Origin of the sequence: Pseudomonas sp. P1.8, assembly GCF_001269805.1 — a bacterium.
Classification (GTDB): domain Bacteria; phylum Pseudomonadota; class Gammaproteobacteria; order Pseudomonadales; family Pseudomonadaceae; genus Aquipseudomonas.
The window spans coordinates 101,380-128,029 of the sequence record NZ_LHVM01000024.1; the positions used below are offsets into that span (position 1 = coordinate 101,380).

General features: G+C 58.1%; 22 protein-coding genes. 9 read left to right on the forward strand and 13 right to left on the reverse strand.

What is annotated here, in order from left to right; genetic code table 11:
* Positions 1-156 precede the first annotated feature (156 nt).
* Positions 157-1,119, forward strand: coding sequence for a LysR family transcriptional regulator (locus tag AD668_RS26835; protein WP_053163985.1), 963 nt, complete (start codon positions 157-159; stop codon positions 1,117-1,119).
* Here the strand turns inward: AD668_RS26835 and AD668_RS29265 are convergent.
* The 3 genes from AD668_RS29265 to AD668_RS26845 all read right to left on the reverse strand — a co-directional run bounded on the left by AD668_RS29265 (position 1,061) and on the right by AD668_RS26845 (position 5,318).
* A complete protein-coding gene (locus tag AD668_RS29265; protein ID WP_082344574.1) occupies positions 1,061-1,267 on the reverse strand; it encodes a PA3496 family putative envelope integrity protein in 207 nt (68 codons plus the stop codon). The two genes, AD668_RS26835 and AD668_RS29265, sit on opposite strands and share 59 nt — an antisense overlap.
* Positions 1,268-1,443: 176 nt before the next feature.
* Positions 1,444-2,310, reverse strand: a complete 867-nt coding sequence (gene hexR, locus AD668_RS26840; RefSeq protein WP_007954250.1) for a transcriptional regulator HexR — start codon at positions 2,308-2,310, stop codon at positions 1,444-1,446.
* Between the two features lie 134 nt (positions 2,311-2,444).
* Positions 2,445-5,318, reverse strand: a complete 2,874-nt coding sequence (locus tag AD668_RS26845; RefSeq protein ID WP_053163987.1) for an EAL domain-containing protein — start codon at positions 5,316-5,318, stop codon at positions 2,445-2,447.
* Positions 5,319-5,577: 259 nt separating this feature from the next.
* Here AD668_RS26845 and uvrD point away from each other — a divergent pair, with 259 nt between their 5' ends.
* From uvrD to AD668_RS26860, 3 genes are all read left to right on the forward strand, one after another.
* A complete protein-coding gene (gene uvrD, locus AD668_RS26850) occupies positions 5,578-7,761 on the forward strand; it encodes a DNA helicase II (protein WP_053163989.1) in 2,184 nt (727 codons plus the stop codon).
* Positions 7,762-8,049: 288 nt separating this feature from the next.
* Entirely contained in the window at positions 8,050-8,931 is an 882-nt protein-coding gene (locus tag AD668_RS26855; RefSeq protein ID WP_053163991.1) for a Tim44 domain-containing protein, read from the forward strand.
* A gap of 139 nt (positions 8,932-9,070) precedes the next feature.
* Positions 9,071-9,478 (forward strand): SMI1/KNR4 family protein, encoded by a 408-nt coding sequence (locus AD668_RS26860; RefSeq protein WP_053163993.1) that lies wholly within the window; start codon positions 9,071-9,073, stop codon positions 9,476-9,478.
* Between the two features lie 18 nt (positions 9,479-9,496).
* Here the strand turns inward: AD668_RS26860 and AD668_RS26865 are convergent, their stop codons facing one another.
* A complete protein-coding gene (locus tag AD668_RS26865) occupies positions 9,497-11,260 on the reverse strand; it encodes a cation:proton antiporter (RefSeq protein ID WP_053163995.1) in 1,764 nt (587 codons plus the stop codon).
* A 287-nt stretch (positions 11,261-11,547) separates the two neighbouring features.
* Between AD668_RS26865 and AD668_RS26870 the strand changes: the two genes are divergently transcribed.
* Complete coding sequence (locus tag AD668_RS26870) at positions 11,548-12,030, forward strand: acyl-CoA thioesterase (protein ID WP_007971685.1); 483 nt, start codon at positions 11,548-11,550, stop codon at positions 12,028-12,030.
* A gap of 69 nt (positions 12,031-12,099) precedes the next feature.
* Here AD668_RS26870 and pdxY read toward each other — a convergent pair whose 3' ends face one another.
* On the reverse strand, positions 12,100-12,972 hold the full coding sequence (pdxY, locus tag AD668_RS26875; protein ID WP_053163997.1) for a pyridoxal kinase PdxY: 873 nt from the start codon (positions 12,970-12,972) through the stop codon (positions 12,100-12,102).
* 119 nt (positions 12,973-13,091) lie between these two features.
* Here pdxY and AD668_RS26880 point away from each other — a divergent pair, with 119 nt between their 5' ends.
* On the forward strand, positions 13,092-13,505 hold the full coding sequence (locus AD668_RS26880; protein ID WP_053164000.1) for a DUF3301 domain-containing protein: 414 nt from the start codon (positions 13,092-13,094) through the stop codon (positions 13,503-13,505).
* Positions 13,506-13,509: 4 nt separating this feature from the next.
* On the opposite strand, the gene AD668_RS26885 is transcribed toward AD668_RS26880, so the two are convergent.
* Positions 13,510-14,481 (reverse strand): GTP-binding protein, encoded by a 972-nt coding sequence (locus AD668_RS26885; RefSeq protein WP_053164002.1) that lies wholly within the window; start codon positions 14,479-14,481, stop codon positions 13,510-13,512.
* A 27-nt stretch (positions 14,482-14,508) separates the two neighbouring features.
* Here AD668_RS26885 and AD668_RS26890 point away from each other — a divergent pair, with 27 nt between their 5' ends.
* Positions 14,509-14,877 carry a hypothetical protein gene (locus tag AD668_RS26890; RefSeq protein WP_053164005.1) on the forward strand — a complete coding sequence of 123 codons (369 nt, stop codon included), beginning with the start codon at positions 14,509-14,511 and terminating at the stop codon, positions 14,875-14,877.
* Here the strand turns inward: AD668_RS26890 and zigA are convergent, their stop codons facing one another.
* Positions 14,878-16,083, reverse strand: a complete 1,206-nt coding sequence (gene zigA, locus AD668_RS26895; protein WP_053164006.1) for a zinc metallochaperone GTPase ZigA — start codon at positions 16,081-16,083, stop codon at positions 14,878-14,880.
* A gap of 90 nt (positions 16,084-16,173) precedes the next feature.
* Between zigA and folE2 the strand changes: the two genes are divergently transcribed.
* Complete coding sequence (folE2, locus tag AD668_RS26900) at positions 16,174-17,076, forward strand: GTP cyclohydrolase FolE2 (protein WP_053164008.1); 903 nt, start codon at positions 16,174-16,176, stop codon at positions 17,074-17,076.
* A 3-nt stretch (positions 17,077-17,079) separates the two neighbouring features.
* On the opposite strand, the gene AD668_RS26905 is transcribed toward folE2, so the two are convergent.
* Positions 17,080-17,601 carry a DUF3617 domain-containing protein gene (locus AD668_RS26905; RefSeq protein WP_053164009.1) on the reverse strand — a complete coding sequence of 174 codons (522 nt, stop codon included), beginning with the start codon at positions 17,599-17,601 and terminating at the stop codon, positions 17,080-17,082.
* Positions 17,602-17,735: 134 nt separating this feature from the next.
* Between AD668_RS26905 and cls the strand changes: the two genes are divergently transcribed.
* Positions 17,736-19,175 (forward strand): cardiolipin synthase, encoded by a 1,440-nt coding sequence (gene cls / locus AD668_RS26910; RefSeq protein ID WP_053164011.1) that lies wholly within the window; start codon positions 17,736-17,738, stop codon positions 19,173-19,175.
* On the opposite strand, the gene cfaB is transcribed toward cls, so the two are convergent.
* From cfaB to hflK (AD668_RS26935), 5 genes are all read right to left on the reverse strand, one after another.
* On the reverse strand, positions 19,172-20,356 hold the full coding sequence (gene cfaB / locus AD668_RS26915) for a C17 cyclopropane fatty acid synthase CfaB (protein ID WP_053164012.1): 1,185 nt from the start codon (positions 20,354-20,356) through the stop codon (positions 19,172-19,174). The genes cls and cfaB overlap by 4 nt on opposite strands.
* Before the next feature lie 223 nt (positions 20,357-20,579).
* On the reverse strand, positions 20,580-22,490 hold the full coding sequence (locus tag AD668_RS26920) for a heavy metal translocating P-type ATPase (protein WP_053164014.1): 1,911 nt from the start codon (positions 22,488-22,490) through the stop codon (positions 20,580-20,582).
* Positions 22,487-23,545 (reverse strand): protease modulator HflK, encoded by a 1,059-nt coding sequence (hflK, locus tag AD668_RS26925; protein WP_053164016.1) that lies wholly within the window; start codon positions 23,543-23,545, stop codon positions 22,487-22,489. The genes AD668_RS26920 and hflK (AD668_RS26925) overlap by 4 nt, the downstream gene beginning before the upstream one ends.
* Positions 23,542-24,576: a protease modulator HflC gene (gene hflC, locus AD668_RS26930; protein ID WP_053164018.1), complete on the reverse strand. Its 1,035-nt coding sequence runs from the start codon at positions 24,574-24,576 to the stop codon at positions 23,542-23,544. The genes hflK (AD668_RS26925) and hflC overlap by 4 nt, the downstream gene beginning before the upstream one ends.
* Positions 24,573-26,528 carry a protease modulator HflK gene (gene hflK, locus AD668_RS26935; protein WP_053164127.1) on the reverse strand — a complete coding sequence of 652 codons (1,956 nt, stop codon included), beginning with the start codon at positions 26,526-26,528 and terminating at the stop codon, positions 24,573-24,575. Before hflK (AD668_RS26935) ends, hflC begins: the two co-directional genes overlap by 4 nt.
* Positions 26,529-26,650 lie beyond the last annotated feature (122 nt).

Below are 26,650 nucleotides of genomic sequence, written 5' to 3' on the forward strand. Positions count from 1 at the left end.
CTGCTAGACCCAGGTCGACGCGTGACCAAATGTTTCAATTTAGTCGCAGGGCCACACTAGCGCTCACAAGGGATTAACAAAAATGAATAATTATTGGGTCATGCATAAGTAAAGACTTATAGTTGAAACATCACCCCTCGGCTGGAGCGTTAACCAATGCGTAAGTCATTGATGCGTATGACATTGCGTCAACTGCAGATTTTCAACGAGGTCTGCGATTTACGATCCTACAGCCGCGCAGCCGACGAAATGTCACTCACACAACCTGCCGTCAGCCTACAGATTCGTCAACTTGAGGAGCTCGTCGGCCAGCCATTGTTCGATTACGTCGGCAAAAAGCTCTACATGACCGAAGCCGCTGAAGCGTTACAGCGAGCCAGTCGGGACATTTTCGGGCGCCTGGAAAACCTCGATATGCAGCTGTCGGACATGCAGGGCTCGTTGCAGGGTCAGCTGAAACTGGCAGTGGAATCCAGCGCCAAGTATTTCGTGCCGCACCTGTTCGCCGCATTTAAACGCCAGCACCCGGAAGTGAATCTGCAGCTGACTGTAGTCAATCGCGGACAAGTGATTCGGCGCTTGTCGGATAACCGCGACGATCTGGTGATCATGTCCATGGTGCCCCAGGACATGGGCCTGGAATTCTTGCCATTCCTCAACAACCCGATCGTCGCCGTCGCGCCTCCGGATCATCCACTGTGTCATATGGGGCCGCTGCGCTTGCAGGATCTTGAGCCCTATACATTATTACTGCGCGAAACCGGTTCGGGTACGAGGCTGGCATGCGAGGAGTATTTCAAAGAGAAGCGCGTGCACTTCAACCAGACTCAGGAAGTCTCGTCGGCCGAAGCCCAGCGTGAATGCGTGCTGGCAGGCCTGGGCGTTGCGCTGTTGACGCGCCACGCCCTGAACCTTGAGTTGGCGACCGGCGGGTTGATCGAGTTGCCGGTCGAAGAACTGCCGCTATTGCGCAGCTGGTGCCTGGTGCAGGCCAAGGCGAAACGCCTGTCACCGGTGGCTCACGCCTTCCTTGCATTTATTCGCAGTGAACGTATTCAAATCAGCGCACTGGTTGAGCGTTTCGACGGGAAGTCGAGGGGGATGCCTGCCAGAAGTTGAGCTCCAGCTCGGGGAAGTCGCCGATTTCGGCCAGAAGCTGACGGCGTTCGCAGCGATCTTCGATGGCGCGGCGAAATTCCATGCGACGCTGATCTTCTTGCTGGCGACGGGTTTTGACAGCGCTGTTGCGTTCTTCGTAAGGGGCCATTTCGAGTCTCCCAAGGCGAGTACGGGAGTTTCAAGATAGGCGTGGGGGATGACGGTTTGGCGGCTTGGGCGTTACAGGGAGATGAACATTCATAAGCAAAGATCGCAGCCTTCGGCAGCGCCTACGCAGGAATGTGAAAACCTGTAGGAGCTGCCGCAGGCTGCGATCTTTTGATGTTAGTCGTCCAGCGCTTTGACCGACTTGGGCGACAACCGCAAGCTGCGCAGGCTGCGCTTCACGCTCTTGAGGTGATTGACCAGGCTCGGGCCGCGCGCCATGGCCACGCCCATCGCCAGCACGTCGATCACCACCAGGTGAGCGATACGCGAAGTCAGCGGCGTGTAGATTTCCGTGTCCTCATGCACATCGATCGCCAGGTTGACGGTCGACAGCTCAGCCAACGGTGTCTGGCTTGGGCACAAGGTGATCAACGAAGCGCCGCTTTCGCGCACCAGGTTTGCGGTGATCAACAAATCCTTGGAACGTCCGGACTGGGAAATGCAGATCGCCACGTCGGTAGGCTTGAGCGTTACCGCGGACATCGCTTGCATATGCGGGTCGGAATACGCCGCCGCCGTCAGCAGCAGACGGAAAAATTTGTGCTGGGCGTCCGCCGCGACCGCACCGGAAGCGCCGAAGCCGTAGAACTCGACACGCTGAGCCTGGGACATCAAAGTCACGGCCCGCTGCAACTCCAGCGGATCGAGCTTCTCGCGAACTTCCATCAGGGTATGCAACGTCGTGTCGAAGATTTTCAGGCTGTAGTCGGCGACCGAATCATCCTCATGGATCGCAAACTGGCCGAAACTCGCACCTGCCGCCAGGCTTTGGGCCAGCTTCAGCTTCAGGTCCTGAAACCCGGAACAACCGATGGCACGGCAAAAACGCACGATGGTCGGCTCGCTAATGCCCACGCTGTGGGCCAGATCGGCCATGGAACTGTGCATCACGGCCGCAGGATCGAGCAGCACGTGGTCGGCGACCTTGAGCTCCGACTTGCGTAACAGGTGGCGAGACTGGGCGATGTGTTGCAGCAGATTCAAAGGGCTGGACTCTTTATTGTTGGCAGGAGCCGGAGATGTAGCACGCTTGTAGTTATACTACATGAATCGGCTTTTTGCCCGCTCAATGCGTAACTCAATGTCCCCATTTCACGCGTCGTTCACTCCATGTAGCCCTACAAGGCCTTTTCACTCCGGCCTAGTAGCTCAGCCAGATCCAACGCTTCGACCGGCCGACTGATCAGATACCCCTGCACTTCATCGCAGCGCTCGACTTTCAGAAACTCCAGCTGCTCCTGCCGCTCCACGCCTTCGGCGACCACCTTCAGCGACAAGCCGTGCGCCATGGCGATGATCGCTCGAGTGATCGCCGTATCGGCGGTGCCCTCCCCCAGTCCCCGAATAAACGCCTGGTCGATCTTTACGTAATCCACCGGGATGCGCTTGAGGTAGCTCAGAGACGAGTAACCGGTGCCGAAATCATCGATTGCCAGTTTCACCCCAAGATCGCGCAACTGCTCAAACGTCGCGATGATGTGCTCGACACTGTCCAGCAACTGGCTTTCGGTCAGCTCCAACTCCAACAGGTGGGGCGCCAGCCCGGTTTCCTCCAGCACCTGTCGCACAAGGCTGACCAGTTTGCCCTGACGCAACTGATGCACCGATAAATTGACCGACACACGGATCGGTTCAAGCCCCAGACGCTGCCACTCGCAGGCTTGCCAGCAGGCTTGGCGCAACACGAATTCACCGATCGGACCGATCAGCCCGGTTTCCTCGGCCAACCCGATAAAGTCCCCGGGCGGCACGCGCCCCATGGTCGGATGATCCCAGCGCACCAGTGCTTCGGCGGCATTCAGCCGCCCCGTGGCGAGACACAGTTTCGGTTGGTAAAACACCTTGAGTTGCTTTTCTTCAACGGCTTTGCGCAACTGGTTTTCCAGATGCAAACGCTCCAGCGTGCTGGCTTGCAAGCTGTCGGTATAAAACTGGAAATTGTTACCGCCCAAATGCTTGGCATGTTGCATGGCCATGTTCGACTGGCTGACCAACGCGGAAATTTCCCGGGCATTGTCTGGCAGCAGACTGATGCCCATGGAGGCACTGATCACCAATTCGTGCCCTTCAACCGCAACCGGTACGCGCAATTTGGTTGCCAGTCGTGTTGCCACACGCGCCAGGCTGGACAGGTTGCCGTAAGCGTTGAACAACACGGCGAACTCGTCGCCGGACAGCCGAGCGATGGTATCGGCCTCCGGCAGCGCGCTGACCAGGCGACGGGTCATTGTCTTCAGCAACTGATCGGCGATTTCATGACCAAGGCTGTCATTGAGCAACTTGAAGCGGTCCAGATTGATGTGCAGCAATGCCAGACTGCGATGACCACCCTGGCGTACTCGTTGATGCGCTTCATTGAGCCGTTCGCGAAACAGCGAACGATTTGCCAGCCCCGTCAGTTCGTCATAGTGCGTCAGGTAACGCATGCGTTCTTCGGATTCGCGCCTTGCGGAAAGATCAGCAAAGAAGCCGACGATGTGACTGACACGTCCTCGCCGATCGCGAACCGTATTGAGCTGCAGCCATTGGGGATACATTTCGCCGTTCTTGCGGGTTTCCACCAGTTCGCCTTGCCAACGGCCATGCTGCTCCAACGCCTGATGGATGGTTGCGTAATGACGGCGTGCATCGCGACTGCAAGGCAACTCGACCACGTTGCGTCCAAGAACCTCTTCAATGCCATAGCCCGTCACTTGGCTAAAGGCCTGGTTGACCGAAAGCAACGCGTAATCGGGGTCGAAAATCACGATGCCTTCGCTGGCCGCCTCAAACACCGTTGCTGCCAATTGTTGTTGTTCTTCCAGCGCCTTGCTGACGCTGATGTCACGACGGGTCCCGACCATGCGGATCACTCGGCCGTTTGCACTGCGCTCGACCGCACGCCCCCGGTCCTCGATCCAGACCCAATGACCTGCACCATGACGCACACGGTACTCGACCTGGTAATCCTCGCTGCGGCCCTTCAAATGCTCGACCAATGCCCGACGCAGTGTCGGAAGGTCATCAGGGTGCAAGCGTGGCTTGAGGTGGCGCAATATCGCTGTCACCTGATCCGGTTCGAGCCCGAACAACTCTTGAATCTGCGTGTGATGTACTTCGTCGGTTTGCAGATTCCAGTCCCACAACCCAAGTTCGCTGGCTTTCAACGCCAGTGCCAGACGCGCCTCGCTTTTGCTCAAGGCCTGGTTGGCGGCGTCCAGTTCCAGACTGCGCAGGGCAACGCGGCTTTCCAGCCCGGTTTGAACCTGACGCAGTTCGTCCTCGGCCCGTCGACGCTGGTCGACCTCCCGAGCAAGTTTCTGGTTGAGCTGATCGCTGTCGTTTCGAGCTTGCTGCAAATGCTCGATCAGCGCCTGATTCTGAAAGCGCCGCACCAATCCACGATCGATCACCCGATTGACTTGCCAGGCAACGACGCTCAGCGCGCCGAGCAGGATCAACCCAAACCATCCCCAGCCGTGCTGTTGTTCGTCACCGCTCCAAAACATATAGGCAATGGCCGGCAACAGGCAGGGCAAGGTAAACGACAGGAAGGCCGGCAAGCTGACCGCATAGGCCACACTGGCCGAGAGTGCTGCCGCACCGATCAGACCGAAAACCCACGCTTGCTGGATGAAGTTATCGGCAGGTACCAGGGCGATACCGGCGCCTGCCAGAGTCAACCCGGTCAGGCCAGAGCCGAGCAAAAACATGCGACGCCAGATCGGATTGGCCTGGCGGTGAGGGATTGCCGAGTCAAAGGCTGCCACCTGAATGACACGCAATGCCACCAGCGACAACAACCAGATCAACCAAACGCTGAGTAGAAAATGGCGCTGCGGGATCCAGAGTAAACCGGCGCACACCAGACCATTGATCAGCATGAATAATGTGGGCAGCAACGAACCCTGATACAGCAGGCGCGTGCGTTCGACCGCCATTTCCATGGCGTACTGTTTGCGGATCACCCGGGGCTCCACAGTGGGGCCCGACAGGTCGGAGCTGAGGGTCATAGGCGATATTCTTGTTCTTATAATGACGAGCATGTAGCCCGAAACGTCGACGGAGCATACACAAGCGGGAGCCTGTACCAAACTGCTGTTGATCAATAAATCGCCAAAGCTGCGATCCCTCCCAATGGTCATGAAAAGGCCATGAGGGCGCCCCGCCAACGTCTGCGACCGATGACCGACCAGTCGTCCCGAACGATCTTTCATCGGCAAAAGCAAACCGGGGTTTGCCCGGTGTGCCGCCGCCCCCTAGAATGCCCCGATGCGCGATGATCTCTCCCTTCTGCTGAATTCTCTCAACGATGCCCAACGCCAGGCCGTAGCCGCCGCCGTGGGTCGTCAGTTGGTCCTGGCCGGTGCTGGTTCCGGTAAAACCCGAGTGCTGGTGCACCGTATCGCCTGGTTGATCCAGGTTGAAAACGCCTCGCCCCACTCCATACTGTCGGTGACCTTCACCAATAAGGCCGCTGCCGAGATGCGACATCGCATCGAGCAGTTGATGGGTATCAACCCGGCCGGCATGTGGGTCGGCACCTTCCACGGTCTGGCACACCGGTTGCTGCGGGCGCACTGGCAGGAAGCCGGCCTGAGCCAGACCTTCCAGATTCTTGATAGCGATGACCAGCAACGTCTGGTCAAACGGGTGATCCGTGAGCTGGGTCTGGACGAGCAACGCTGGCCGGCCCGGCAGGCCCAATGGTTCATCAACGGGCAGAAAGACGAAGGCCTGCGCCCGCAACACATTCAAGCCAGCGGCGACCTGTTCCTGGCCACCATGCGCAGCATTTATGAAGCCTACGAGGCGGCGTGCCTGCGCGCGGGCGTCATCGACTTCTCCGAATTGCTGCTGCGCGCCCTCGACCTGTGGCGCGATCATCCAGGCCTGCTGGCGCACTATCAAAAACGCTTCCGACACATCCTGGTGGACGAATTCCAGGACACCAACGCCGTGCAGTACGCCTGGTTGCGTCTGTTGGCCAAGGGTGGCGACAGCCTGATGGTCGTCGGCGACGACGATCAGTCGATTTATGGCTGGCGCGGCGCGAAAATCGAGAACATCTACCAGTACTCCGAAGACTTCCCCGACGCCGAGACCATTCGTCTGGAGCAAAACTACCGCTCCACCGCCGGGATTCTCAAGGCAGCCAACGCCTTGATCGCCAACAACACCGGGCGTCTTGGCAAAGAGCTGTGGACCGATGGCGGCGACGGCGAAGCGATCAACCTGTACGCCGCGTTCAACGAACACGACGAAGCGCGCTACGTTGTCGAAACCATCGAAAGCGCGCTGAAAACAGGCCTTTCCCGCAGCGATATTGCGATTCTGTACCGCTCCAACGCCCAATCGCGCGTTCTGGAAGAAGCCTTGTTGCGCGAGCGCATCCCGTACCGCATCTATGGCGGCCAGCGCTTCTTCGAACGGGCGGAAATCAAGAACGCCATGGCCTATATGCGCCTGCTCGAAGGCCGCGGTAATGATGCGGCGCTTGAGCGAGTGATCAATGTACCGGCCCGTGGCATCGGCGAAAAAACCGTAGAAGCCATTCGAGACCATGCGCGCCACAGCGATGTGTCGATGTGGGAAGCGATGCGCCAGCTGGTGGCCAACAAGGGCCTGACCGGCCGTGCGGCGGGTGCTCTGGGGGCCTTCATCGAACTGATCGAAAACCTCGCCGCCAAGTGCATGGAGATGCCGTTGCACTTGATGACCCAGACCGTCATCGAGCAATCAGGCTTGATCGCCTACCACGAAGCGGAAAAAGGTGAGAAAGGCCAGGCACGGGTAGAAAACCTCGAGGAATTGGTCAGCGCCGCGCGTAACTTTGAAAACAGCGAAGAGGACGAGGATCTGACGCCACTGGCGGCGTTCCTCGGTCATGCATCGCTGGAAGCCGGTGACACTCAGGCCGACGAACACGAAGACAGCATTCAGTTGATGACCCTGCACAGCGCCAAGGGTCTGGAGTTCCCGTACGTGTTCCTCGTTGGCATGGAAGAAGGCCTGTTCCCGCACAAGATGAGCCTGGAAGAGCCCGGTCGTCTTGAAGAAGAACGGCGCCTGGCTTATGTCGGCATTACTCGCGCCATGCAGAATCTGGTGATGACCTATGCTGAAACCCGACGACTGTACGGCAGCGAAACCTACAACAAAGTGTCGCGCTTCGTACGCGAGGTGCCGAAAGGCCTGATTCAGGAAGTGCGACTCTCCAATAGCGTGAGTCGTCCGTTCGGCGGTAATCAGTCGATGAATGGCAGCAACCTGTTCAGCGGCAGCGAGATTCCGGAAACCGGATTCAGTCTGGGTCAGACAGTGCGCCACTCAATCTTTGGTGACGGCGTGATCCTCAATTTTGAGGGTGCCGGCGCTCAGGCGCGGGTGCAGGTGAATTTCAGCGAAGGCAGCAAGTGGCTAATGCTGGGTTACGCCAAGCTGGAAGCCATATAACAAGACTTTCTGTAGGCGCGAGCTTGCTCGCGAAGGTCGTCAACGATGGCGCGTTTTTCTAGATGAACGCGCTGCCCTTGGTTTTTTCGCGAACGAGCTCGCTCCTACAGGAATCATTCCTTCCGAACTAAATCACAAATCCTACAGACCAAAGTATACGGGTCCTCTAGCGCCGACAGAGCTGAACCCAACCTGTCAGGCAAAAGCCCGAAACACTCTGCCGCTAGCCAGTAACACTTCACCTGTGCAACATGGCGCGCGTGCCTTCCACAAATGGGAATTCCCTTTATGAAACGTTTTCTTAGCATCGCCATGGCGTTGTGCATCGGCCTGACGATGAGTCTCGACGTCAATGCCGCCAAGCGCTTCGGTGGTGGCAAAAGCGCCGGCGCTGCGCCGACACACCAAACCAGCCAGATGGCTCCTTCTTCTCCAGGCATGGGCGGCGCTGCGGCGACCGCTGGTGCTGCCGGTGCCGCAGGCGCCGCTGCCAAGGCCGGTGGCGCTTCGCGCTGGCTCGGCCCTCTGGCCGGCATCGCCGCAGGTGGCCTGTTGGCGTCCATGTTCATGGGCGACGGCTTCCAGGGCATGCAGATCTTCGACATCCTGATCATGGCGGTCATCGCTTTCCTGGTCTTCCGTTTCATCGCCGCCCGCCGCCGCAAGCAGCAGCCGCACATGGCTCCGGCAGGCTACGCCCCGCCGATGCAGCGTGAAGCATTTGAACAGAAACCTGCTGGCGGTTCGATCTTCGGCGGCGCGGCAGCACCAGTCGCCGCTCGTCCGGTCATCAACGCTCCAGCCTGGTTCAACGAACAGAACTTCATCGAAGCAGCGCGCAATCACTTCCAGTCCCTGCAACAGCACTGGGACGCAAACGAAATGGACAAGATTGCCGAGTTCGTGACCCCGCAAATGCTGGAGTTCCTCAAGCGCGAACGTGCCGACCTGGGCGACGGTTTCCAGTCCACCTACATAGATAACCTCAATGTGCAGCTGGACGGTGTGGATGATCGTGCCGACAAGACCATCGCTACCCTGACCTTCAACGGCGTGTCGAAAACCTCGCGTTTCGACCAGGGCGAAGTCTTCAGCGAAAGCTGGAACATGGAACGCGCTCAGGGCGAGAACCAGCCTTGGCTCGTGGCCGGTATCCGCCAGAACGGCTGATCCCGACTCCGCGTTTCACGTGCTGTAATGAAAACCCCAGCTTTGGCTGGGGTTTTCTATTTCGCGGTTGCATCTATAGCAAGCTACTGTATAAACCGCCCCATATAAACCGCGCCATACAAGCAAGAGGATCCCGGACGTGGAAGAAATCATCGAACAACTGCGTGAAGCCAACGAACCGGTACCGGTCCCCTTGGAGCTGCCCGACGAAGACCAGCTGGTGGAAATCGAGGAACAACTGTTCATCGACATTCCGTTTGTCTTCAGAGAATTTCTGCTGACCGTCAGCGACGTGGTCTACGGCAGCCTGGAGCCGGTGACCGTCACCGACCCGCAATCCCACACTTACCTGCCGGACGTTGCTGCCAACGCCTGGGATGCCGGCGTTGATCGCAGCCTGATCCCGATCTGCCAGGACGGTGACGATTACTACTGCGTCGAAGAAGACGGCACCGTGGTGCTTTGGCAGGCCGAAGAAGAGCTGATCGCCGAAGAAACCTGGGAGTCGGTGTGGCACTGGGCACGGGATGTCTGGCTGGAAAGCTGATTCAGCCGATGCCGGTGGTCAATGCCCGGACGACTCCTTGTGGTTGTCGAGAGTTTCCAGCAAAGCCACCTGCATCCGCGTGTGCACGCGAATGAACCAACGCCACAGCAGCGCCGCCACGGCGGCTGCAACGATGGCGATCAGCAGCAGCAACTTGTTGGTCGGCAAAATACTGGCCGACAAGGCTGCCAATAGCAGGAAGATCACCAGCAGCGACAGGATCGGGATCACTTCGGCGATCACCCGTCGCACTCGCTGCGTGTGCCGCCCGGCCATCTCCGGTTTCACGCCCATTTCCGCCAGCAACATCGACAATGCCTTTAACTTGCGGTACGCCGCGATCAGGAATGGCAGCGATAACAACAGCGCTCCGCCCCAGATCAACGCTTTCTGCCAACTCGGGTCGCTGATCCATTCTTCAAAGTAGGCAGCCATCCGCTCGGCAAAAAACGCACCCGAGAAGAAAATCGCAACCACCAGCGCCAGATTGACCCCCACCTGCAGCAATATCCGTCGAATCATCGATGCCAGCAAGGCGCCCTCTCCCTGCGGCTGGATACTGCGCAACCACTCGCCGTACATCCCCAACACCCTTCCCAGACGCTCGGGCATGACCTGCGCAAGTTTGATCGACAATGGATCGGCTGCGCGAATCAGATAAGGCGTGAGCAAGGTCGTGATCACCGAAACAGCCACCGCCACCGGGTATAGAAAGTTGCTGGTGACCTGCAAGGTCATGCCCAGCGCGGCGATGATGAAAGAAAATTCGCCGATCTGTGAAAGACCCATCCCGACGCGCAAAGAGGTTCGTCCATCGTTTCCGGCGATAAAGGCACCCAGGCCGCAGGACAACATCTTGCCGAGCACAACGGCTACCGTGATCACCGCAATCGGCCAGGCGTACTGCAGCAGGATCGTCGGGTCGAGCATCAGCCCGATCGCCACGAAAAAGATTGCACTGAACAAGTCGCGAACCGGTTCGATCAGGCGCTCGATCTTCAGCAATTGCCGCGATTCGGCCATGATCGCGCCAATCAGGAACGCACCCAGCACCATGCTGTATTCGAGCTTGACCACCAGCAGGCAGAAGCCGAAACACAGGCCCAGCACCGTGATCAGGAGCATTTCGTTGCTTTCGAACTTGGCCACGTAAGCCAGCAACCGCGGCACCATCAGAATGCCGAGGACCAACGCAACGATCATGAACAGCGAGAGCTTGCCGACGGTGGAAAACACCTCGCCGGAGCTGACCGTACCACTGACAGCGATACTCGACAGCAACGCGATGATGCCGATGCCCAGAATGTCTTCGACGATCAGCACACCGAAAATCAGCTGAGCAAACCGCTCATTCTTCAGTTTCAGATCATTGAGCGCCTTGACGATGATGGTGGTCGAAGAAATCGCCAGGATCGCGCCCAGGAACAGCGAGTCCATCGTGTTCCAGTCGAACCAGCGGCCGATCTCGTAGCCGATCCAGATCATCAGCACGATTTCCAGGAACGCTGCGATGAAGGCTGTGGCACCGACCTTGAACAGCTTGCGCAGACTGAACTCCAGGCCCAGGCAAAACATCAGGAAAATCACCCCGAGCTCCGCCAGGGTCTTGATGGTCTCTTCGTCGTGAATCAGTCCGAACGGGGGGGTGTGCGGGCCGATGATGAAACCGGCAACGATATACCCCAGCACCACCGGTTGCTTGAGGCGATGAAACACCACGGTCACCACGCCTGCGATCAACATGATCACTGCCAGATCTTGAATGAAACTGATGGCATGCATGGCGTGGCGCTCCCTGGATGTCATTGCCCAAAATCCAGCCGTAAGAACGGTCAGATTGAGCTGAGGAAAAATCTGAGTTACTTGTAGGAATTGCCCTCGAGGCTGGGGCTTTTGCAGGGTAACACCGCGACTTGCAGCAGAAAGGCGGTGCAATATATGGAAACAGATCGATTAGGCGTGACGGCGCACAGGCGCACGGCGTCCCGATAACTGCTGGTTTGAAAAAAACCGCTGAGGCACCCGCAGAGGTGCATCCCTCAAACGTTGCCTTAACCCGTGAGAATGCTATGGAACCCGGAAATGCCCAACTGTCGATGACGGTATTGATGACCCCCGACATGGCCAACTTCTCTGGCAATGTTCACGGTGGCACCCTGCTCAAATACCTGGACGAAGTGGCTTACGCGTGCGCCAGTCGTTACGCCGGACGCTATGTAGTGACCTTGTCGGTAGACCAGGTGATTTTTCGCGAGCCGATCCATGTCGGCGAATTGGTGACCTTTCTTGCATCGGTGAACTACACCGGCAACACCTCCATGGAAGTGGGCATCAAGGTCGTGACCGAGAACATCCGCGAACGCTCGGTCCGTCACACCAACAGCTGCTTCTTCACCATGGTCGCGGTCGATGATCAGCGCAAACCTGCCCAGGTACCGCCACTGCAACCGGACAACAGCGAGAGCAAACGGCGCTTCATCCAGGCTCAGCAACGCCGCCAGATTCGTCAGGAACTGGAAAAGCGTTATCAGGAAATCAAGGGCGACGCTTAAGCAAAAAATCGCAGCCTGCGGCAGCTTGTAGGAGCTGCCGCAGGCTGCGATCTTTTTGCCGTGATCTGATTACAAACTGATCGAAGTCGCCTCGAACCTCACCCGCGGATGGGCAATCCGGTCCTGAGCCCGCACCAGCTCCAGCTCGTAACTGGCACAAGCCTGGGTTTCCAGCAGCACCTCATGCACCGCCGATGCAGCAAATTCGAACGCCGCCACCAGGCTGTCACCCAACAGCACGCGGGCCAGAAAAAGCCCGGAAGTCAGGTCGCCGACACCCACCGGCTGACGCGGAAACGCCAACAATGGACGCTGCAGATGCCAGCTGCCTTCTGTCGTCACCAATAACATTTCAAAGACATCCGAGGATTTTCCGGGATAATCCAGATGTTTGACCAGCACCGCCTTCGGGCCACGCGCCAGCAGCGCGCGGGCCATCGCCAGGCAATCAAACAGCGATTTCGGCTTGCGCCCTGAGAAGCTGTCCAGCTCCAATTGATTCGGGCACATGAAGTCCGCCACGGCAGCGGCTTCTTCCAACAGGAAGTCACTGACTTCAGCCGGCACGCTGCAGCCCTTCTCGGGATGGCCCATGACCGGATCGCACAAATACAGCGCTTTGGGATTCATCGACTTGATTCGTGCCACACCGGTCAGAATCGCCCGACCCTGGGCCGCACTGCCAAGGTAACCGGAGAGGATGGCATCGCAGTTGCCCAGCTCGCCAATCGCCGCAATGCCTTCGACCAGGTCAGGAATCTGATGGGGCGATAACACATCCCCGGTCCACTGGCCGTACTGGGTGTGGTTGGAGAACTGTACGGTGTTGAGCGGCCAGACATTCACCCCGACCCGCTGCATCGGGAATACCGCGGCACTGTTGCCGGCGTGACCGAACACCACGTGGGACTGGATAGCGAGCAAATGAGGCGTACGTTTCATGCGGTGAGTTTCCGTAAAACGATTGAAATTCTAGCCGCGCAGTATGCGACTAAACGCAGTCTGTACGACAGACCGGCGACGCAGTTAAGCTGACACTCTCTTGTTGGAGCAATCTGTTGATGCTGACCCTAGGAAATATTTTCGTGCTGATGCTGTTCGCCACCGCGGGCGCATGGCTATGGCACAACCACGGCTTGCGCGAGCGGGCGCTGGAACGGGTCAAGCAGCATTGCAGCAAACTTGGCGTCGAGTTGCTGGATGGCAACGTTGCACTGAAAAAAATCGCCTTCATCAAAGACGCCAACGGTCGTCGACGTCTGGGCCGTGTATATAACTTCGAATTCACCGTGACGGGCGAAACCCGCCATAACGGCACCATCACCCAGTTTGGCGCGCACAGCGCACACATCGAATTGGCGCCCTACCCTATGCCGCATGCAGAGACAGAAACTGTCGTTGATGTGGTGAAACCTCGTGCCGAAGTGATTGAGTTGAGCCAGTGGCGCCAAGAACACACCAAGTGGCGGCCTTGAACCGTTAACGCGGTGTCGTACGGCAACCTTTCAACTGGCTTTGCAGGACGTCGACATCCTGCGGCTCACTGAAAATCAGCTCCAGGCGCGAATCCTGCCGCCACTCGATGGGCTGCCAATCCAGCGCCGAGTTATCCACTGCATTAGCTGAAACCCATCCCGCGTCACTGTGGATAACCAGCTTCGCACGACGCCAGACCTGCCCTGACAGCCACCGCTCGATCAGCGTCGCATCGAATATCTGGCTCGGGTGCCAACGCCAACCGATGCTCCAGCCGCTGTCCTGCTGCTGACTCAAGCAGATGGGCAACGCGGGATCAGGCCAAACCGCAGGCATCTGCGCCAACCCCTTGGGCGCAACGAAGTTATCCACACCTGCCACGGCCTGAGCTGCCAAACCCGGCAACTCGACCAAGGGTAAAACGGCATTTTGCGTCCAATACATCGGACGCGAAGGCAGTCGAGCGGCAATCTGCGTGCGGTGTTCTTCGTCGAGATGCTCAGACTTGTTCAGCAACAACAATCCGGCGCCGTTCAGCGCCTCCTGTTGTGTCACAGGCAGTGGCTTACCATCCGCGAGCGCTTGGGCATCCAGCACCAACACGCTGGGCTGAACAGCCAACACCCCTTGCCACGGTGCCTCGCTCAGTTGCCTGAGCAATTGCGCCGGATGCCCCAGCCCGGAGGGCTCGATGAACAGGCGATCCGGTTGCGCCTTGCGCAAAAGGCGCCCAAGGCCGATCTGAAACGGCGCGCCGTTGACGCAACACACGCAACCGCCGGCCACTTCTCCCAGAGCGATACCATCGCTCTGCGAGGTCAGCAGCGCCGCGTCGAGGCCGATCTGGCCGAACTCGTTGATCAACACCGCCCACCGCTCATCGATCGGCCGTTGAGCCAGCAGGTGCTTGATCAGGCTGGTCTTGCCGGCGCCCAACGGGCCAGCAATGACGTGCGTGGGAATGTTCTGCAACATGGTCGGTGTTTTCTAAGGAGGTAATGGATGCGGTGGATTTTTTCGTTGCTGTGGGCGCTTGCCTGCGGTGAAGCACTGGCCCAGGCCTGCGTGATTCACAGTCAGGCTGAACGCCTTGATGTGAAAGTCTGCCAGCAGAATCGCAATATCCCGGAAAAACTGTTCGCCGATGGCTTCTGCCAGCCGACCCTGCCCGGGCAGAAGGTCTCAGTGGAATACGTCGATCAATGCCCGGGTGGCGCCTTCGGTGTTTGCAGCAACGCTCAAGTCGCCAATATGCCTTACCGGCAGGATATTCACTATTACGGCGTTGCCAGCGACGCGGCGTATTTGAAGCCTTATTGCGAGGCTCAGAGCCAGGGCACCTGGCTCACGCCTCAACGTGCAGACCGATAATCAGGCGGCCTCTTCATACCAAGGGCCAAACGGGTCCGCAAACACACTCCAGCCCTCGACGCCCAGCGCCATTTCATCATCCGTCAGCAGGCAATCATCAAGCTCGGCATTCAGTTGTACGAAGTCGATGTTTTGACCGATGAAGACCAGTTCCTGCCGGCAATCTCCGGCAGCAGCGCTCCAGTTCTCCATGATTGCGGCCGTACTTTCCGCGTCTTGTGGCCATTGGTTCTTCGGTACGAAACGCCACCAGCGCCCGGCGAAACCGTAACGCATCATTCCTCCGGCCTGGGACCAGCTACCCGCGTCCATGTGTTTGCTCGCCAACCAGAAAAACCCTTTGGAGCGCAGCAATTTGCCGTTAATCCATTCCCCGTCAATGAAGCTGAAAAAACGCTGGGGATGGAACGGTCGGCGCGCACGGTAAACGCTGGAGGCAATGCCGTACTCTTCGGTTTCCGGTACATGTTCGCCACGCATTTCCTGCAACCAGCCCGGCGCCTGGGCCGCTTTTTCGAAGTCGAAGCGGCCGGTGTTGAGGATTTTCTCCAAGGGAATCTCACCCATCACCATCGGAATGATGGCCGCCTGAGCGTTGAGTCGCTCAAGTATGGCGATCAGTTCCTCGCGCTCGCAGCGACTGATCAGATCGATCTTGCTCACGAGGATCACATCGGCGAATTCAATTTGTTCGATCAGCAGGTCGGTAATTGAGCGCTCGTCCGCTTCGCCAAGTGTTTCGCCACGGGAGGCCAGGCTTTCTGCTGCCTGGTAGTCGCGCAAAAAGTTCATGCCGTCGACGACCGTGACCATCGTATCGAGCCGGGCGATATCGGCGAGGCTCTGCCCGGTTTCATCGCGAAACGTGAAGGTTTCCGCCACCGGCAGCGGTTCGGAAATGCCTGTGGATTCGATCAACAGGTAATCAAAGCGGCCGTCCCTGGCGAGCTTGCTGACTTCCTCCAGCAAGTCTTCGCGCAGCGTGCAGCAAATGCAGCCATTGCTCATTTCGACGAGTTTTTCTTCAGCACGATTGAGGCTGACGTCCCGTTGGACTTCACTGCCATCGATGTTGATTTCACTCATGTCATTAACAATCACAGCGACCCGCAAATTTTCGCGATTACGTAGTATGTAATTAAGAAGTGTACTTTTTCCGGCACCTAAAAAGCCGGAGAGGACGGTTACGGGCAGGCGGTTTGACATCAGCGTTGTCCTCGCTTAAGAAAAGGTATCGTCGAACTGCATTGTTATACTATAACATAGTAAAAACAACCTCTGCGATGGACCTTGCTCATGAATGCGCTGACTTTGCCGGATATTGCCGCGCAGGCGTCCCCCTCCCATCACCCCATCCCACTGGAATGGGTCGGGATGTGTGGCATTGCTCTTCCTGTTATTTTTGATGGCCAACGGCTGAGTGCAAAAGCCGATGCAGGCGTGAGCCTGGATGATGGAAATGCGCGGGGCATACACATGTCCCGGCTATATCTGGCGCTTGAGTTGCTCGAACGAGAAACCCTTTCTCCAGATTTAATACTTCAGGTTCTGCGCCATTTTCTAGACAGCCATAAGGGATTGGCCAATCGCGCTTACTTGAAAATACGCACGGATCTACTGTTGAAAAGAACCGCGATGCTTAGCCCTTTGGAAGGCTGGAAAAGCTACCCGGTCAGCATCGAAGCTCGCTTAAAGAACGATATGTTCCACGTGGAACTAAAAACCGAGCTGCTTTATTCCGCAACTTGCCCCTGTTCAGCGGCCCTTTCACGTCAGTTGATTCAGCAACAATTCGCCCGGGACTTCGCCAACCGCTCCTTGCAACACACGGAGATTCTGGCGTGGCTGGGCTCGACCAAGGGCATCGTTGCAACGCCCCACAGTCAACGAAGCACGGCGCAATTGCGCTTGAGATTCGACGAGCGCCTGAAAGACCTGCCATTGGTTGCGCTCATCAACAACGCAGAAACAGCCTTGGGCACTGCCGTTCAAACCGCGGTAAAACGCGCCGACGAGCAAGCATTTGCCTTGGCCAATGGTCAGAATTTGATGTTCTGCGAAGATGCTGCACGGCGCTTGAATCAGGCATTGAAACGTTCCCCAGGCATCAAGGCTTTTCATATTCGTGTTATTCACGCTGAAAGTCTTCATGCTCACGACGCCGTTGCCGAGAGTCTTTTCAACTGGGGAACGACATAGCTTTTAAGCGCGCGGTTTGACCGTCCCGCAATCTTGCCCTAACCATACGGCGCGAGACTCAAGACTGCCCTTCTGCTGAAGACCGGTGGCATTGAAAGTGCCATTGACCTTGGTGGTGAACTCACGATCACTCAAGAACGTGGCGACGCCTGCTCCCTGCGCCCTCGGGCAGCTGAAGCGGAACTTCCACTGGTTACCCGTACGCTCGGTAATCTCCTGTTTGCATCCCGATTGCGGATCCGTCAGTGGAATGTTGTCGGTCTTGACCTGCTCGGGAGTCAGGCACGCCCGAATACCTTTGCCACCCATAGTGATGCCCTGTTTCTCCAACTGTGCGCGTTGCTCAGGGGTGATCTGATTTTGAATCTGACCGAGGAGCAGTTGCAGATCAGGCATGTTCTGCTCATCGACCTTCATGTTGCTTGTAGTCAATTCCCATAAACCCGGTTGCAGCATCTGTGCCTGAGCGGCCACAGGAAGTGCCAAACCAAGCGCCATGGCCAAACCCAGTAGACGAACGTTCATCAAGTAACTCCTGATCAGTAGTGGCCGTTAGACGTCAACCAAAGGCGTCGGTTCATAGGCCAATTAAATAGCGACATTCTGCACAGAACATGGTCTGTTAAGCACTGAATCTTCAGGAGCAAGGCTGCCCCACTATGGATTACTTCGGACCGCATATTTTCGGCTATACCATCGCCCTGCTGCATACGCTGGGCATGATCGCCGCGATACACGCCGTGTTGACCGTTCGAACCGCGCAAGGCTCGATTGCGTGGGCGCTGTCACTTTTTTTCATGCCCTACCTGATGCTCATTCCGTATCTGATATTCGGTCGCAGTTCTTTCGACGCATATATCAAGGCAAGGCGCCAAGCCAACGAGGAAATGCGCAAGGCCATCTCTGAGCTCAACTGGCGCCCTTGGGTAGAGGAGGCGCTCACCGCCCGTGCGTCCACCGCATACGACTCATTAAGAGCGATGCCGAAGCTGGGCCATATGCCGTGCCTGGCCAACAACGAGGTGCGCCTGCTGATCAACGGGCAGGCAACCTTCGACGCCATTTTCAAAGCCATCGATCAAGCGAAACAGGCCGTACTGGTACAGTTCTTCATCATCCACGATGACCGCCTCGGCCAACGCCTGCAAAAGTTGCTGCTAAAGAAAGCGGCCGAAGGCGTTGCGGTTTACCTGCTGTACGACCGAATCGGTAGCCACTCTCTGCCTCGCAGTTATGTACAGGCGTTGCGCGATGGCGGTGTCCAGGTCAAAGCCTTCGCTACCCGCAGCGGCTGGCTCAATCGCTTTCAAGTGAACTTCCGCAACCATCGCAAGATCGTCGTTGTGGACGGCTTCCTCGGATTCGTCGGCGGGCACAACGTTGGCGATGAGTACATGGGAGAAAAACCACCCTTGGCGCCCTGGCGCGATACCCATGTGCGGGTCCGTGGACCCGTTGTGGCCTGCATGCAGGAATCCTTTGCCGAAGATTGGTTCTGGGCCGCACGTGCGTTACCGCCGCTGATTCTGCCGCAGGTTTATCCAGAAGACGGCGTGCTGTGCCAATTGCTCGCCAGCGGCCCGGCGGACGCTTACGAGACCTGTTCCTTATTCTTCGTCGACGCCATCCACGCGGCGACGGAACGAGTGTGGATCACCACCCCCTACTTCATCCCCGATGAAGCCGTGTTCGCGGCACTGCGATTGGCAGTGCTGCGTGGTGTGGATGTGCGGATTCTGCTGCCTTCCCGAGCCGACCATCACGTGGTCTACGCCGCTTCCAGTCTCTATGCCTTTGAAGCGGTGAGTGCGGGTGTGCGGGTGTTCCGCTACGAGCCCGGGTTCTTGCATCAGAAAGTGGTATTGATCGACAGTGAAATCAGCGCCATTGGCAGTGCCAACATGGATAACCGCTCGTTCCGGTTGAACTTCGAAGTGATGCTGCTGACGGTTGACCGCGCGTTTGCCGCCGAGGTGGATCAGATGCTCAGCGATGATTTCGCCAATGCCCACGAAATCGCCAAAGAAGAAAGCCGGGAGACCCGTCGACTGCAACACCTCGGCATGCGGGTCGCCCGGCTTATTTCACCGATCCTCTAAATGTAGATGTCGTCCCGGGTCCATGGCAGTTCATGACTGCCATCGGCGTGGGCTTTCACCGCGAGAATCTGGTGCAGGTTGATCCAGCCTCTGGCAAAGGCGTAAGCACATCCCGCCAGATACAGGCGCCAGATCCGCAACACTTGGCCAGGCACCAGCCTGGACGCCGCTTCAAGGTTGTCTTCGAGGCGCTCGCTCCAATGATCCAGCGTTCGCGCATAGTGCAGGCGCAGGCTCTCGACATCGACGATTTCCAGCCCGACATCGCTGATCTCGGCAGAGATCATCGCCAGATGCGGGAGCTCACCGTTGGGGAACACATACTTCTCGATGAACTCACCGGCACCGCGTCCGACGGGACGGCCATCAATGTGTTTGGCGGTGATGCCATGGTTCATTACCAGACCGCCCTCTTTTACCGCACCGAACAGCGTCTTGCAGTACTCGGCCAGATTGGCATGACCCACGTGTTCAAACATGCCGACGCTGACCACTTTGTCGAAACGACCGTCCTGCGGCAGATCGCGATAGTCCAGCAACTGCAACTCGATCAAGTCCTCCAGCCCTTCCTCTTTTACGCGTTCACGGGCCAAGGCTAATTGCTCTTTACTGAGGGTTATGCCGAACACTTTCGCGCCAAACTCTCGGGCCGCAAAACGTGCCAATCCTCCCCAACCACAACCGACATCCAGCAAATACTCGCCAGGCTGCAAACGCAGTTTGCGGCACAGGTGACGGAATTTGGCTTGCTGGGCTTGCTCAAGGGTTTCGCTGCCGGTCTCGAAATAGGCGCACGAATAGGCCATGTCGCTGTCGAGCCACAGCTGATAAAACGCATTGGACAGGTCGTAGTGGTAAGAAATTGCCTTGGCGTCGGTTTCCTTGTCGTGGAGGGTGCGCACAGGCTGGTTGTCATCAGCCTCGTCAAGCAGCGCCTGGCTCCATTCATCACAGACGCGGATCACATCGCTGATGGAACCTTCCAGTTCCAGCTTTCCTTCGACAAACGCTGCGCCTAACGAGTCCAGGCTGGGATGGGTGAACTGGGTAACCATTTGTGGGTCCTTGACCACAATCGTCACGCTGGGCGCCGGCCCCAGATTAAATTCATGGCCATCCCAGAGTCGCAGACGAAGCGGTAACTGCAGATTCTGTAAGGCCGGTGGAAGATGCGCGAGCATGGATATTCCCCTTGTTTCAGACGTCTGATCAGAGGGTAGACCATGTTGGAAAAATAGCGGCCTATCGAATCCATAGCCGTTTTCCATGGATTCACGACGCCAATTCCGCCGCCGTGAACACGAAATGGTGCGCCCTTATTACAAATGACTACGAACCGGCGCCACAGTTCTAAAAAACGTATAAGCCTTTAGCGTGGGGGTTCAGGCCAATCCCAGAGGAAACTCAGACTTCTTCCTTTAGCTTGAGCAAGGGCTCCTGAAACCTGAGCAAACGCCCGGCATTCCCCAACACCAGCAACGTACTGAGGTTATGCAGCAATGCCGCCACCATTGCCCCGGCAGCGCCGAGCCAGCCAAAGGCAGCAAAGGCTACAATCGCCAGTGTCCAGCCCAGGCCAATGATGACGTTGACTTGCAACGTCCGGCGACATTGACGGCTCAACCGTACACAGGTGCCAAGACGGCGCAAATCGCTGCCGATCAAGACGATGTCCGCCGAGGCCAACGCAATGTCTGCACCACCAGCGCCCATTGCCACACCGACCACGCCAGCCTTGAGAGCGAGCGAATCGTTGATGCCATCACCGACCACCATCGGCCGGAAACCGCTGTCGATTTCCTTGAGCACGCGGTTCAGTTTGTCTTCGGGCAACGCCTGCGCTTCGACATCACTGATACCGACATCGCGGGCAAGCGTTTGCGCGACGCTTTGACGGTCCCCAGTCAGCAACAGCTGTCGACCCAACCCAAGGCCACGCAATTCACTCAGCGCAAACCGGGCTTCGGGCTTAACGCTGTCGGCGAGCAACAGCCAGGCGAGAAACTCACCGTTGAGCGCCAGTCCGGCTATCGGGCCATCGTGGTCCGGAACGGCAGAAGTGATGATGCCCAACTGACTGAACAATTCCGGACGGCCGAGTGCGGCTTCGCCTTGCCCGGTCATCGCCACCACCCCCAGGCCTTGGCGCTCATGAATGTCCGAAAGCAACAGGAAATGCTCCTGGGAAACCAACCCTGCCAAGGCACGACTGACCGGGTGGCTGCTGGCCGAGCCGAGGCTCGCCGCGAGCTTCAACAGATGACCGTGATCCTGCAGAGGGCTGTCGATGGATTGCAGTCGCAACGTGCCAAAGGTCAGGGTGCCGGTCTTGTCGACAACCAACGACGTAAGGTCTGCCAACTCCTCAAGAAACGCCGAGCTGCGGATCAGAATCCCGTGTCGCGCCGCCACTGCCACCCCGGCAATCGCGGTGGCGGGTGCCGACAACACCAACGCACAAGGACACGCCGCCACCAACACCGCCAGCATCGCCTGGGCATTGCTGGTGACGAACCAGGTCACTGCCGCCAGCAACAAAACCAACACCATGTAGCTGCCGGCGTAACGTTCGAGCAAACGCGTAATCGGCGGCTTGGAACGCTCGGCGTTTTGCATCAACGCAATGACTTTGCCAAGGGTCGATTCGTGGCCGGTGCGGGTCACTTCGATGCGCAGCAAACCATCCAGGTTGATAGCACCGCCGAACACCGACATGCCGACACCCGCCTCCATCGGTACCGACTCACCGGTAATGGATGCAGTGTCCAGACTCGCCTGTCCGGACAACACTCGACCATCTGCAGGCACCCGATCTCCGGCACGAACTTCAACCAGATCCCCAGGCTTGAGCGTACCGTTGTCGACTTCGATAACGGAGCCATCCGCCCGAACCTTGCGCGCATGACTGCGGGTCAATTTACCCAAGGCGTGAATCGCTTCCTGGGAACCGATGACACTGCGTTCTTCCAGGACGTGCCCGAAGATCATGATGATCGGCAGCAAAGCCGCGGTCAGCAGATCGCCGGTGGCCCATGCCCCAAGCATCGCCAGGGCGATCAATTGATCGGTGATGCCGTGCAGGCTCGGATACCGCAAGCTGTACCAAGCCGAGCGCATGACCGGAACGGCGACCAACAGCGAAGCAAAACCCAACAGTAACTGACTGACGCCGGTCTGCTCCGGGGACAGCCAGCGCCAGATCAAACCGAGCGCCAAAAAGCCCATTGCGAGCATGGCCAGGCTTAACTGGCGCGCAGCGCTGCGTTGTTCTGCCGACGACAACAGGCTCGGTGCGGCAGCGGTTTTAACGGTCATTGTGCAGCTCCCTGAATGATCAGGCGGGAATCGTCTTTAGGGTCGATCGTCGTTACCGATCCGGCTTGGCCGAGAATTTTCGGCATACGCTCCCGGTAAATGCGCAGGAGCATTTGTGGGTCGATGCGTTGCTGTTGCGCCTTGGCCAGACTCAACACCGTGGCCGTGTCGGCAGACGCTTTTGCCAGCCGTTCGCTCGCCTGCGCATGGGCGACTTGCAGCGTGCGGTCCGCTTGCTCGTTCGCTGACTGAGTGAGCTTCTCCGCTTCGGTGCGCGCATTGGCCACGGCTTTGTCGGCTTGCTGGCTGGCCGTCAAAACCGCGTTGAACGCGTTGACCGCGGGACCGGGAAGGCTCGACTGTACATCGACTCGCGCCACTTCGATTCCCAACCCCTGCCCCGTCGCAGTGAGTTCCGCCAAACGCCGATTGATCCCTTGCACCAGATCACCCCGCAAGCGTTCGCGCCGTTCAGCCGCTTGGCTGTCAGCGCCGATCAACTCCGGACGAGCGACGAGGATGGTGTCCAGATCACGCGCAGCGGTGAGCGCTACGGCGCTTCGAGTGACCAGTCGATCCAGCGCCGGCAACACATGTTCGCTCTGAAGCACGAAGGCATAAGGCTCGGTGACTTTGTAGAACACCCGCACATCAAGTTGCACCACGCCGGCATCACCCGTCAGCAGGTAACCGGAACCGGCCAATGCATCGCTGATCGGTGTAGCGAAACTCGCCACGCGATCAGCTTGTAAAGCGGCGTCACTTCGCAGCAGGTTTTCCACTCGACGCTCGATCACGCGATCCGCGGCCGGCAGCAAAATCACTTGTTCAAACGGCCTCGGCCAAGCCAATAACAACCCTGCATTCTGGATTCGATCCAGCGCACCGAAGTGCAAAACCACCGCGCGATTCTGCGGGTCGATTTGCCGCACATTGGAAAACACCCATGCCAATGCTGCTAGAACGGTCACCGCGTACAGGGCAAGAAACGCCAACCGACCGGCCTGAATCCATGGGCTACTCAGCTCATTTGTTCCACGTGGAACCAAACTCATGGCTGCGATCCGGGTTTGGTTTCAAGGCTCGGCGGACCGTCAACCAACACTCGAAACGGTGCAGCATCGGTGCGCAAAATCAATTTTGTTCCCGGCGTCACGACGGTGCCCAAGGTGTCGAGCGAACGCAGTAAGTTGTAGAGCTGCGGCGATCCGGCGTAGGCACGACCATAGATTTGCGCGGCCTCAACTCGAGATTGCGCTTCGATGTCGGCGGCTTTCACCGTGGCATCAGCTTGCACAATTCGCGCATCACGCTCGGCAGCGGAACGAATTTGTGCAGCTTCACGTTTACCGATTGCAGTCCGTTCCGTGGCGATGGTTTCACGCTCGGCGCGCATTCGGTCGACTGTCGCAGTGAGTGTCACCGACGGCAAGGTCAATCGCTCAATGCCAACTTGCAGCACACGCACCCCATAAGTGGTGAGCAACTGCTGATCGATCTGCTGACGCAACTGCGCCTCGAACTCGGCAATGTGCACTTGATTCGCATCGGTATTCACCAGATTCGCCAGATCAAAACTGCTCGCGGTCGTTTCCAGTGCCGAACCAACAAACGTACGAATCTGCCGAGCCGCTTCATCCGGCTGGTTTTGCACCGCACGCATGAAGCGTTGCACATTGTCCGGATCACCCTGCACCTGCCAGGCCACATAGGCCTGAACGATGATGCGCAAACCGTCTCGCGTGCCGACATCCTGCAAACCGCTAGAGGTGGTGCGCAGTCGCAGGTCCACCGGAATCGCTGCTTCGAATGGTGCAGGCCAACGCCAGCCGAGCCCCGGTTCCAGCAGTACCCGCGATGGATTGCCGAAACGCGTGATCACCGTGGCTTCGCCCGATCGCACTTGCACCAGGCTCGCAGCCGCGACAGCAAATGCCACCAGCAACGCAGCCCAACCCATGCGCCGCCAGGGGAACGGCCCCGCTTCCTGGGGATCACCATGATGATGGTGATGACCGTGGTGGTGATGACCAGCATGGCCGTGACCGGTGTGCTCATCGTGATCGTGAGTGTGGGACTGGCTCAATTGGCAGCTCCTGGCTGAGCGGTTTTGCGCGACGACGCAGGGTCAACCGGCGGTATAAACGTACGGAGATCGATGGTCGGTGCATTGCTGCTACCACCCAGACGATGATCGAGAATCAGCAACCTGGCATTGGCCAGGCCTTGGGACAATTGACTCAGATATTGCTCCAGAACGAAGGCCTGGCCAGCGCTTGCATAGGCCTGCTGTTCGGCCCTGAACTTCAGGTCTGCCGCTTGGGCGTTAGCGTTGATCTCACCCGCGCTGGCTGTCGCCTGATCGCGAACGATGCTGGCTTGCAGTTGTGCCTGATGGGTCGCTTCTGCCGCCGCGCCGCGCTCACGGGCAATCAAAGCCTGTGCGCCGATCTGCGCCGCTTGTACACCGTGATACGCGTTGGCCGCGCCGGCCGGTGGATGAATGGCCTCGACCACGGTGGCGAGAATCTCTACGCCACTGTCGAGTGTTTGCAAGTCAGCCTGCACGGCGCGGCCGATCTCTTCGGCGAGCCCTACCCTGTCCTCGCCGAGCAATCCATCAAGGGTGCGCGAAGCAAAATCGTGAACCAGAATTCGGCTGGCGGTACTGCGAATCAGCGTCGGCACGTCAGCACTGTTGTAAGTTGCCGCCAACGCCGCTTGATCGGTTAGCCCGATGCGATACACGAAGCGCACATCCATGTTGACGACCTGGAAGCTCTGCCTGTCGCCACGGCTGCTGGCAATCACCTGTGACTTATCGTTCACATGGCTGGCATCCCACAAACGATTGGCGATGGCAGGTGCCGGACCTTCAGCCGGGTAAAGTTGAGTGGCCGACGCTTCACCGACGCTGGTGGCCAGCTCATGAACAACTCCGTTTTCGACACTCAAAACCCGCCCCAATGGCCACGGTAAACCCGCGTGTAAGCCTGGGCCGAAAACTTCAACCGGCTTACCGAATCGCTCGTAGATGCCGCGTGCCTGCAACGGAATTTCGTGAATGCCGGTCAGAGCCCAACCGATGATTGCCACCACCGCCAGTATCGGCACGAACGCCCGACGTATGTAGGTGAAGGCCCAGATCTGGCGTAGATCGATGCCGAAACGGTTATGCAGTTCGTGCTGTAACGCCAGCAAGGGTTGTGGCGGCCAGCAGAGCATATCAGCGATAAAACTGCGCGCCAGCAGCTCGGGCTCAAGACGCTCGCGACGCGGGCTGAACAAGGACAACACCGCACGTAACAGCAACTCGGCGGCCACCAGCCCCGGTAAAAGACCGATCAATACCGCCAGGCGAGCAGGCCAAACCGCAGTCTCGTTGGCGAACAACAAGCAGACGGCGCCGAGCACCAGGCTGATAATCGCGACGCGTGTCAGCTGCGCCAAAGAATCAGCTTCGGGCCATTGCGCGGTGTTTTCCTGTGCAAGGTGGCGCTCCAGCACCAGTAACCCGAAGGCCAACAGCAACGAAATCGCTGCGCCAACGGTCGCCGCCATTCCTAAAGCGGCGGGCGGCAAAGCGAGGCTCCACACTTGATTGATCGCCACTAGCGTCAGCAGTGCCCACCCGCCCAGCCACAACGTGGGTGCACCGATTTGCCTGACAACATGCAGCCATCGCTGACTGATCCGATCGAGCAAGTGCTCATACCAATCTGACGTTGCGGTGGCTTCGTTGACGACGATCACCGCAACCTCCGGATTAATCGCCCGTCCGCGCCATTGCGTCACCCACCTGGCCGATTGCAATCCCGCAATCAACACCAGGAAAGCGGCACTCTGGTTGACCAGCAACGCAGGCCAAAGCGATTGCGGTGCAAACAGTCCTGCAAAAAACGCCAGCAACAAGCCTGTCGCTGCAAGCACCCCGGCGCCCATTGCAAACTGGCGCAAACGTCGTCCCTGAAAGAGAGCCTGTTGAAAGCGCGGCAATCCGGCGAGCGGTGCCTCATCCACATCGAGATCGACTTGCATATCACCCCAGCGTTGGTCTTTGCTCACATGGCAATTCGTTACGGTATAACGAAACGCGTGAAATTTCTGTATTCAAATGCGCTATCTAAAATCGCTCAAGCTGTCGATTGCCTGAAGCCTTG

Bases quoted from the DNA above. Each gene is read 5' to 3' on its own strand.
- AD668_RS26835 (WP_053163985.1), top strand. From the start codon at position 157: ATGCGTAAGTCATTGATGCGTATGACATTGCGTCAACTGCAGATTTTC.
- AD668_RS29265 (WP_082344574.1), bottom strand. From the start codon at position 1,267: ATGGCCCCTTACGAAGAACGCAACAGCGCTGTCAAAACCCGTCGCCAG.
- AD668_RS26845 (WP_053163987.1), bottom strand. From the start codon at position 5,318: ATGACCCTCAGCTCCGACCTGTCGGGCCCCACTGTGGAGCCCCGGGTG.
- uvrD (WP_053163989.1), top strand. From the start codon at position 5,578: ATGCGCGATGATCTCTCCCTTCTGCTGAATTCTCTCAACGATGCCCAA.
- AD668_RS26855 (WP_053163991.1), top strand. From the start codon at position 8,050: ATGAAACGTTTTCTTAGCATCGCCATGGCGTTGTGCATCGGCCTGACG.
- AD668_RS26865 (WP_053163995.1), bottom strand. From the start codon at position 11,260: ATGCATGCCATCAGTTTCATTCAAGATCTGGCAGTGATCATGTTGATC.
- AD668_RS26870 (WP_007971685.1), top strand. From the start codon at position 11,548: ATGGAACCCGGAAATGCCCAACTGTCGATGACGGTATTGATGACCCCC.
- pdxY (WP_053163997.1), bottom strand. From the start codon at position 12,972: ATGAAACGTACGCCTCATTTGCTCGCTATCCAGTCCCACGTGGTGTTC.
- AD668_RS26880 (WP_053164000.1), top strand. From the start codon at position 13,092: ATGCTGACCCTAGGAAATATTTTCGTGCTGATGCTGTTCGCCACCGCG.
- AD668_RS26885 (WP_053164002.1), bottom strand. From the start codon at position 14,481: ATGTTGCAGAACATTCCCACGCACGTCATTGCTGGCCCGTTGGGCGCC.
- AD668_RS26890 (WP_053164005.1), top strand. From the start codon at position 14,509: ATGCGGTGGATTTTTTCGTTGCTGTGGGCGCTTGCCTGCGGTGAAGCA.
- zigA (WP_053164006.1), bottom strand. From the start codon at position 16,083: ATGTCAAACCGCCTGCCCGTAACCGTCCTCTCCGGCTTTTTAGGTGCC.
- folE2 (WP_053164008.1), top strand. From the start codon at position 16,174: ATGAATGCGCTGACTTTGCCGGATATTGCCGCGCAGGCGTCCCCCTCC.
- AD668_RS26905 (WP_053164009.1), bottom strand. From the start codon at position 17,601: ATGAACGTTCGTCTACTGGGTTTGGCCATGGCGCTTGGTTTGGCACTT.
- cls (WP_053164011.1), top strand. From the start codon at position 17,736: ATGGATTACTTCGGACCGCATATTTTCGGCTATACCATCGCCCTGCTG.
- cfaB (WP_053164012.1), bottom strand. From the start codon at position 20,356: ATGCTCGCGCATCTTCCACCGGCCTTACAGAATCTGCAGTTACCGCTT.
- AD668_RS26920 (WP_053164014.1), bottom strand. From the start codon at position 22,490: ATGACCGTTAAAACCGCTGCCGCACCGAGCCTGTTGTCGTCGGCAGAA.
- hflK (WP_053164016.1), bottom strand. From the start codon at position 23,545: ATGAGTTTGGTTCCACGTGGAACAAATGAGCTGAGTAGCCCATGGATT.
- hflK (WP_053164127.1), bottom strand. From the start codon at position 26,528: ATGCAAGTCGATCTCGATGTGGATGAGGCACCGCTCGCCGGATTGCCG.